The sequence below is a fragment of the Caballeronia pedi genome (genome assembly GCF_001544915.2).
Lineage (GTDB): Bacteria > Pseudomonadota > Gammaproteobacteria > Burkholderiales > Burkholderiaceae > Caballeronia > Caballeronia pedi.
Map to the genome: position 1 here is coordinate 1 of NZ_FCOE02000086.1, position 7,598 is coordinate 7,598.

Consider the following 7,598-nt stretch of genomic DNA (forward strand, 5'->3'; position numbering starts at 1 on the left):
GCGACCATCGGCGACGGCTTCCAGAGCGCGCCGTCGGCATCGCGCAGCATGTTCGCGGCGGGCGTGGGTATCATCCACCGCTTCTAAGCGACGCATTGCAGCACGGCAAGACGAAAACCGGACGCCCTGGCGTCCGGTTTTTTTTCGTCCATGGGCGGCGTGAAACGCCGGTTTAGATAAACATCCCGCCCGATACCTCGACGCGCTGCGCCGTCATCCAGCGATTGCCCTCCGAGAGCATCGCCACGATCGCACCGCCGATATCGTCAGGCACGCCCGCACGCCCGAGCGCCGTGTTATCGGCGATGAAGCGGTTCGTATCGTGATCGTCGCGCACGACGCCGCCGCCGAAATCCGTCTCGATCGCGCCCGGCGCGATGGTGTTCACCGTGATGCCGTGCGGCCCGAGCTCCTTCGCCAGATAGCGCGTGAACACCTCGATTCCGCCTTTCATCACGGCATACGCCGCGAAACCCGGCAGCGCGAAGCGCGTGAGGCCGCTCGACACATTGAGGATCGCGCCTTCCTCGTGGAGATAGGGCAATAGCGTCTGCGTCAGAAAGAACGGCCCTTTCAACTGGATGTTGACGAGCTCGTCGAACTGCTCGGGCGTCGTCTCCGCGAAGAGCGCATGAATGCCGATGCCCGCGTTGTTCACCAGAAAGTCGAAATTCTCGCGCTCGAAGGTGTCTTCGAGCGTCTTGCAGAGTGTGTCTCCAAAGGCCGCGAAAGTCTCGCAGCGCGCGACATCGAGCGCGAGCATGGCCGCCTTGCCGCCCGCGTTCGCGATTTCGTCGACGAGCGACTGCGCGGCCGCCTCGTTGCGGTTGTAGGTGCCGATCACGCCGGCGCCCTGTAGCGCCAGCTTCAATGCGGCGTTGCGTCCGAGTCCGCGGCTCGCGCCGGTGATCACGGCGACTTTGCCGCTCATGGTTCCGTTCACGGTGACTGCTCCTGTCGTTGCGTGGCCGATGGTTCACTGTAGGACGGCGCAGCGCGCTCAGGAAAGGCGCGTCGATGCTGCGGCGCACACCCGACGGGCGCGGCCCTTGCTGCATCGTTTTGATCGGTCCACTCACCGGAGAATCGCACCATGGCCAATCGTGAGAGCAGGGAAAGCCCGTTCAGGCTATTCGCGGTGGAGCAGCGCGTGCTCGCCCAGAATGTCGACGGTAAAGTGATCGACATCGGCGGAATGGATTCGAAGAATGGGCAATTCTGCGCCTGCATGGATTCGGGCGATATCAAAACCGAACCGAAGCGCAGCGCGGAGCTGGCGCTGAAGGCGCTCGCCGGCGAATTGTCGTTCGATTATCTCGACGGCCTTTTCACGAGCGGGCGCGAAGCCGAAGTGAGCGGCCGGCTGCAGGACTACCCGAGCATCGAGTTCGAACTCGACGAATCAGGGCCCTGAAGGCGGTCGTGCGGGCGCGTTGCGCGTGCTGCGGGCCGGCGCATCGGAGCGGGGCGGAAACATCGCGCCGACGAGCCGGTCGACGAAATAGAAGAACTTGTCCGATGCATAACCCGCAACGAACGCGATCGCGAGCGGCGATACATCCTTGCCGCCTTCGAGCAGCTTGCTGAATAGACCGATCGAAATGCCGACGATGATCGCGCTCGTCACGTGCGCGCGGTTCGCCACTTTCGAATGCTCGGGGTGGAAGGTATTGGCCGCCGAATCGGCGGAAAGCTGCCGCAGGATTGCGGCGCACGCGCCGAGCCACGCATAGAGCACCGGCAACAGAAAGCCCGTCACCGCGCCGACGATCGACAGAATGATGTCGTTCGCATACAGCGCCATCGCGCGGATATCCTGATACACCGCGATCTTCTGAAAGCCTTGCGCGACCGCATCGAGATCGGTCGGCGGGTTGGTGTCGCCCGGTTCGGCATTGGGTTTCGCGAGCAGCGGCAGCGTGATTTCCAGCACCTTGCGCGCGACGTCCGGATTGCACTGCCAGTCACCGCTCGCCACCTTGCCGCCGTAGTACTTCGGCGAATGCGACGTGCGGTACGCGCCCTGGAAATTGAGCACGTTCTCTTCGGCGTCGCAGGGCGCCTTGTACGGACTGCGGATCGCGCCGAGACCGAGGCTCGTCGTGAACGCGCTGATGCGCGACACATCCGCGAAAAGCTGCCGGTTATTGGTCGCGAAGCTCTGCAACTCTTCCTTGATCTGCAACGCGGGTTGCGAGTTCTGCAGCGCGATCAACGCGACCGCATCCTTTTTCGCGGAGGCCTCGGCGATCGCGACCGCGTGCGCCTGCAACTGGTTGTGCAGCGTGAGCGCGGCCGCGTCGTTCTGTTTGACGACAGTCGCGATATCGGTCGATACCTGATTCGCGACGAACAGCAGGCACGACAGCGACACCACCAGCAACGTCAGCGCGATGGCCGAATGCGTGTAGATGCGGATCGCGCGCCGCGCGCCTTGCCGCGCCTCGTCGCCCGCCGTTTCCGCGACGACCGGCGTCACCGCATGCGCGATGCGGCTCATCGCTGCGTAGAACGCGCTCTCGATCTCCGGATTCCACGTGTGGTCCTGCTGCGCGGCGCGCGCTTTCGACATGGCTTCGATATCGCGCTCATCGAGCAGCTTGCCGTTCTGCGCGCCGTACGAAACCATGTCGCGGCAGTGATCGAGATCGTCGACGATGCGTCGCCCCGGATATTGCACCGACGCCGCGATATGGCTCATCGCGCCATAGAATGCGCTGCCGATCGCGCGGCTCCAGATGCCCTGGTCGAAGGCGGCGCGCGCGCCACGCACCGCGTCGACATCGGCTTTGTCGAGGAGCGCGCCGGTTTCGGCCGCGTGCGAGATGAGCGCCTCGCATTTGGCGATGTCCGCTTCCGCGCGCGGGCCGGGCTGTCCGTCGCTGAAGTCGCTGCCGTCGTCGTTGTCCATGACGTCCGCCGCGCCGTGTTCGACGAAGTCCGTCGTCGAAGATGTGCTCATGCCGGTCTCCCTTCAAGTCCGGGCGAAGCATGGGGCTGCGGGCGGACATCGGTCTGGATCGTGCGCGTCGCGCGGATGGTTTTTATCTGCCGCTATCCGCGATCGTTTGCATCGCAAACGTTTGGTAGACGAATTCTATGCGCCGTTTTGCAAGGACGTGTGCGTGCATGCGCACACAACATCATCACGCGATGCGGATTCCTGAATTCATGTTCCGACCGGCAACGCCTTCAACTGAGCGACGAGCGCCGGATACATGTCGATGAAACCCGGCGTTGCGAGGCGCGCGAGCAGGCTTTGGTCGATCGTTTCGTTGAGCGCCTTGCCGGCCACGCGCGGCTGCTTTTTGCAGACCACTTGCAGAAACGGGTGATGCGCGGTGAATTCGGCATACGAATCGATTGGCTGCGACTGGAACGCTTGCTGAGGAATCTTGATCGGACCGTCGATCTCGAGGCCCCTTTCCGCTGCCTTCTGGCGCAGCCATTCGGCGGGAATGAGAGGCAGCAGATCTTCGGGCGTGCGCGGCGGTGTGACATAGCCGCCGCCCACGTTCGCATGCGCGCCCGCGAACCAGCGCTGTTCGAGCGGCAGATCGCCGCCGCGCGTTTCGGCGCCGGGTGTCCACAGCGTCGGTTTGTAGAGCGAGCGGAACTCGTTCGCCGCGATCGCGTGATAAGCCGCCTTCGTGCTGTTCGAGAGTGTCGTGTCGTGGAACTTGTAGTAGCTCGAAAAGCCTGGAACGGGCAGCCCGTCGAGCGGGATGCCGAGATCGCCGACCGTATCCCACACGCCGATGAACTCGACATCGACTTCGCGCGTGAACTGCTTGCGGAAATCGACGACCGCCTGATCCGAAGGCCCCACGTCCTTGTCGCGATAGATGCCGTAGGCCTGATCGATCGAAGGCGGACTCCAGTCGTTCGCGAGCCCGCATTTGCGGATCAGTCCGGCCAGGCTGCGCGCGGAATACGCGCCGCGGCTGAAGCCGAAGATGTAGATCTTCGCATCCGGCTTGTAGCGCTGACACAGCCAGGCATAGCCATTCTTGATGTTCTCGCTCAGGCCGTCGCCGAATGCGCCGCCCAGAAATTTGTTGGCGAGCGAAAACAGTCCATTGCCTTGCGTGCCGACGCCCGCCACATAGAAAGTTTCCTGCTGGTCCGTCTCGGGCGCGAGCTTGTAGAGCAGATACGCATTGGTGCGATCGTTGGGCTCGTTCCAGGTGCCGTCGAAGAAGATGGCGAGATTCATGAGCGCGGTCTCCGAGATGTTCCAGTCGTGTCGGCGCCGGTATGACAAATGACGCCCCGAAGTAAGGAATAGGTAATCCGTGAACGGTGCGCAAGCACGCGAACGGTGCAAAACGCGTTGTATGCGCGGGCATGCTGGATTTTGGCGGAAAGACGAGGGATGCGAGCAGGCAGACGCGAGCGCGCGCCGCGCAGTCCGGACGCCGATGTGCGATGCTAGTCGTGCGGCCGCGCTGGGGGTGCCGCGTCCAATATCGCGGGGTGAATCATGAGAAGAACGCCTTTCGCCACGATCATCGTCTTCACGGCGGCAACGCTCGCCGCACCGGCTTTCGCACGCGACGAGGGCCCGCGCTTCGCGCAGGACCGCCTCGATGCGCTGGTTGCACAGCACAAGGAAGCAGCACGCAATATCGCCGAGGCGCCTGCGCGGCAGACGCAGGCTCAGCAGGACACGCAGCACGGCGCTTCGTGATCGCGTTTTGCGAGCGGCCTGACGCAACACGTTGAGCCGCGAAGCTTTCGAAAAACCGGCGTGCAACGCGCCGGATGAGATCGTTTGCACCCAAAGGTATGAAATTTGCGGCCGTTGCCCGGGTGCTCCGCGGCCGCGCGCCGACGATCCTCCTTTTCACCCTCGATCAAACGCTCATGACAAGGAAAGCCTTATCGCTCGCCATTCTCTCCGTCTCCTTTCTCGCTGCAGGCTGCGTGGGCATCGGCCCGAGCCGCCTGAAAGCCGATCAGGTCGATTACGCCCGCGCGCTCGGCGATGCGAAGAAACGTGAAATTCTCGCCGCGATCGTCGGATTGCGTTTCGCGGACGCGCCCTCGTTTCTCACCGTGAGCAGCATCATCGCCGCCTATACGTTCGACACCACGGGCGGCGTCGTCTTGAACGCCGGCTCCGGCGCACAGCCGAACTACGCGCAAGCGACGGGCAGCGTCTCCTACTCCAATCATCCGACCTTCACGTTCACGCCGACCACCGGCGACGCGTACGCGAGCGCTTATATCAGGCCGCTTTCGCCCACGCTCGTGATGCCGCTTGCGGAAAGCGGCATTCCGATCGACTTGCTTTTGCGCATCACCGCGCAATCGGTTAGCGGGCTTCAGAACGGCAACGCGCTGGGTGGACCGAACGCGTCGGGTTCGCCTGAATTCTTCCTGCTGCTGCGGGCGCTGCGCAGACTGCAACTGGCGGGTGAGCTGAATATCGAATCGCGTAATACCGATGACGACAAGGCCGGCAAGAAGGACAAGGGCAGTGGTGGCAACAGCGCCGACAAGGGCGGTGTCTTCATCACGCTCGGCGCGACGCGCAGCGGCAACAACAAGGAAGTCGTCGAGGATCTCGCGCTCGTGAGAAAGCTGCTGCATCTCTCACCGAAGATGAAAACCTACGAGATCGTCTACGGGCAATCGTCGAATCAGGACCGCATCCCGATGGTCACGCGCTCGGTGCTCGGCATTCTCACCGATCTGGGCGCGCAGATCGCCGTGCCTGACGAGCAGGTGGGGAGTGGTGCGACCAAGCAGGGCATCGGGTTGATCGGCGGAGAGACGCGGCCGACGATCATCGTGAAGGTGGGCGAGAAGGCTCCTCAGGATGCCTACGTGAGCGTGCTGTACGACAAAGCCAACTACTGGATCGCTCGCAGCGATTTCGATTCGAAGTATGCGTTCACGGTCGTGCAGAACCTGATGGCGCTTGCGGAAGTCACGGATACGGCGAAGTCGCCGGTCGTCACGATTCCGGCGAACTAGGTCGGGCGGCGGCGCGATCGTCTCGCCGCAATCGAGCATGCGGAATGCAAAATGCCATCGTGCATGATGCATAACGCATGCAAAACGCGAAGGGGCGACATCCTGCGATGTCGCCCCTTCGCGATTCAGCCGACGTCGATCGCTTACTGACCGAAGTAGGCGCCGAGCGCGCGCGGTTGCACACCGGTCGTGCGGCCCGATTGCGACGAGCCATTGGCGACCGAACCATAGTCGCTCGATTGCACCGGCGCTTGCGCGAGCGTCTGCGCGCTCACACGAGCTTGCGCTGCCTGAATGTTCGACGGATAGGACGGGTCGCTGATGTTCGGGTTGTAGCCGGCCTTTTCGAGCTGAACCAGTTCGGAGCGAACCTGAGCGCGTGTGAGCGGCGCGTCGGATTGCTGCGCGAAGGAAAGGGCGGGAACGGCGAGAGCAGCGGCGACGGCGACTGCGGAAATGAGCGTCTTCATGGTGTTACCTCCGATTCGGATGTCTGTTCTTGCTGCCGGTTTCGTGTTAAGCAGCTGGTGAACGGAGTGTAAAGACGAGTTCTCCGAAGATCATTCTCGTTTCCGTTGAATGATCATTGTTGAGATGGGAATAATCGGAATCGCGTTTCGTTGCAGGTGCGGGGCGCGGGGAACGTCCGTTCAGCGCGGATTGCGCTGGCCATGCTGCGTTGCGCGCCCCAAGCGCCGGCATGCACGCCATTCTTTTACCGATTTCGTAAAGATGCTTCCTGATTGCGGCGAATGATCATTTGCTGCGGTGCACTTAGACTTCGATCGTCCGCTCGGCATGCCTGAATTCGTAAAGCGAGCCGGGTCTATCGAAACAGGGAGAGTCCATCATGACATCGTGGGTCAAAGTAGTGATCGCAGCCGCTGTGCTGTCTGCACCGCTTGCGTCGTTTGCGCAATCGAGCGCACCGGTGAGCCGTGCCGAAGTTCGCGCCGAACTCGTTCAACTCGAGAAAGTCGGCTACTCGCCCGTCGCGGAAGACGCGTCATACCCGGCGAAACTGCGGGCAGCCGAAGCGCGCGCCGATGACGTGCGCCTCGCTCAGGCGCAGGCCGAAGGATACGGTTCGTCGACAAGTGCGGCGTCGCAATCGGGCCGCGCGAGCAAGCGTGTCGATCCGCAGGGCGTGTTCTTCGGCCAGTGAATCGGTCCAGAGCCGTGCGGCAACCGACTCGCGTGATGTGACGCGTCCTGGTCGATTGCATACAAAACTCGAAATGCACGCCGGACGCGGTGTGCGCGAATGTTGATGGAACCTCCGCCGCCGGAAAACCGGTGGTTTTGCCCAGTCCGTTTACGGCTGGGCTTTTTTGCGTCTTTCTTATGGAATGATGCAGCAGCAAATATCGGGTTAACGCGATGCTATTCAGTCTGAAATAGCTGCAATTAAAATTAATCAACCGGACGGTCGGTTAATAGTTATACTCGCTCCATCGCATCTCAAAAAAACGGCGGAGCCCCGCATGTACACCCAATCCCTCGACCTCCCGAGCCCCACGCAGTCAAGCGACGCAGCCACCTCAGCCGCTTCGCCGGACCAGACCCGTTTCGACGCGATCATGCAAGCCGACGGCAAGATCGAGCCGCAGGACTGG

At 62.3% G+C, this 7,598-nt stretch carries 8 protein-coding genes; 4 read left to right on the plus strand and 4 right to left on the minus strand.

The features are described from left to right. Window positions 1–172: 172 nt before the first annotated feature. Window positions 173–931: an SDR family NAD(P)-dependent oxidoreductase gene (locus AWB80_RS42260; RefSeq protein WP_061180539.1), complete on the minus strand. Its 759-nt coding sequence runs from the start codon at window positions 929–931 to the stop codon at window positions 173–175. Window positions 932–1,093: 162 nt separating this feature from the next. Between AWB80_RS42260 and AWB80_RS42265 the strand changes: the two genes are divergently transcribed. Continuing rightward, the gene (locus AWB80_RS42265; RefSeq protein WP_061180540.1) at window positions 1,094–1,414 is read left to right on the plus strand and encodes a hypothetical protein; all 321 of its coding nucleotides are present in this window, start codon (window positions 1,094–1,096) and stop codon (window positions 1,412–1,414) included. On the opposite strand, the gene AWB80_RS42270 is transcribed toward AWB80_RS42265, so the two are convergent. Both AWB80_RS42270 and AWB80_RS42275 read right to left on the minus strand, forming a co-directional pair. Further along, window positions 1,403–2,962: a hypothetical protein gene (locus AWB80_RS42270; protein WP_061180541.1), complete on the minus strand. Its 1,560-nt coding sequence runs from the start codon at window positions 2,960–2,962 to the stop codon at window positions 1,403–1,405. The two genes, AWB80_RS42265 and AWB80_RS42270, sit on opposite strands and share 12 nt — an antisense overlap. A gap of 207 nt (window positions 2,963–3,169) precedes the next feature. Then, the gene (locus AWB80_RS42275) at window positions 3,170–4,216 is read right to left on the minus strand and encodes a DUF2235 domain-containing protein (RefSeq protein WP_061180542.1); all 1,047 of its coding nucleotides are present in this window, start codon (window positions 4,214–4,216) and stop codon (window positions 3,170–3,172) included. 267 nt (window positions 4,217–4,483) lie between these two features. On the opposite strand from AWB80_RS42275, the gene AWB80_RS42280 reads away from it, so the two are divergent. Together AWB80_RS42280 and AWB80_RS42285 are read left to right on the plus strand one after the other, a co-directional pair. After that, the gene (locus AWB80_RS42280) at window positions 4,484–4,690 is read left to right on the plus strand and encodes a hypothetical protein (protein WP_061180543.1); all 207 of its coding nucleotides are present in this window, start codon (window positions 4,484–4,486) and stop codon (window positions 4,688–4,690) included. A gap of 176 nt (window positions 4,691–4,866) precedes the next feature. Beyond that, window positions 4,867–5,982, plus strand: coding sequence for a hypothetical protein (locus AWB80_RS42285; protein ID WP_061180546.1), 1,116 nt, complete (start codon window positions 4,867–4,869; stop codon window positions 5,980–5,982). 143 nt (window positions 5,983–6,125) lie between these two features. Here the strand turns inward: AWB80_RS42285 and AWB80_RS42290 are convergent, their stop codons facing one another. After that, window positions 6,126–6,452, minus strand: coding sequence for a DUF4148 domain-containing protein (locus tag AWB80_RS42290; protein WP_061180544.1), 327 nt, complete (start codon window positions 6,450–6,452; stop codon window positions 6,126–6,128). A gap of 380 nt (window positions 6,453–6,832) precedes the next feature. On the opposite strand from AWB80_RS42290, the gene AWB80_RS42295 reads away from it, so the two are divergent. Beyond that, window positions 6,833–7,147, plus strand: a complete 315-nt coding sequence (locus AWB80_RS42295; protein ID WP_061180545.1) for a DUF4148 domain-containing protein — start codon at window positions 6,833–6,835, stop codon at window positions 7,145–7,147. The last annotated feature ends 451 nt before the right edge of the window (window positions 7,148–7,598 follow it).

Excerpts from the sequence above, each read along its gene's own strand:
- AWB80_RS42260 (WP_061180539.1), bottom strand. The coding sequence starts at position 931 with ATGAGCGGCAAAGTCGCCGTGATCACCGGCGCGAGCCGCGGACTCGGA.
- AWB80_RS42265 (WP_061180540.1), top strand. The coding sequence starts at position 1,094 with ATGGCCAATCGTGAGAGCAGGGAAAGCCCGTTCAGGCTATTCGCGGTG.
- AWB80_RS42270 (WP_061180541.1), bottom strand. The coding sequence starts at position 2,962 with ATGAGCACATCTTCGACGACGGACTTCGTCGAACACGGCGCGGCGGAC.
- AWB80_RS42275 (WP_061180542.1), bottom strand. The coding sequence starts at position 4,216 with ATGAATCTCGCCATCTTCTTCGACGGCACCTGGAACGAGCCCAACGAT.
- AWB80_RS42280 (WP_061180543.1), top strand. The coding sequence starts at position 4,484 with ATGAGAAGAACGCCTTTCGCCACGATCATCGTCTTCACGGCGGCAACG.
- AWB80_RS42285 (WP_061180546.1), top strand. The coding sequence starts at position 4,867 with ATGACAAGGAAAGCCTTATCGCTCGCCATTCTCTCCGTCTCCTTTCTC.
- AWB80_RS42290 (WP_061180544.1), bottom strand. The coding sequence starts at position 6,452 with ATGAAGACGCTCATTTCCGCAGTCGCCGTCGCCGCTGCTCTCGCCGTT.
- AWB80_RS42295 (WP_061180545.1), top strand. The coding sequence starts at position 6,833 with ATGACATCGTGGGTCAAAGTAGTGATCGCAGCCGCTGTGCTGTCTGCA.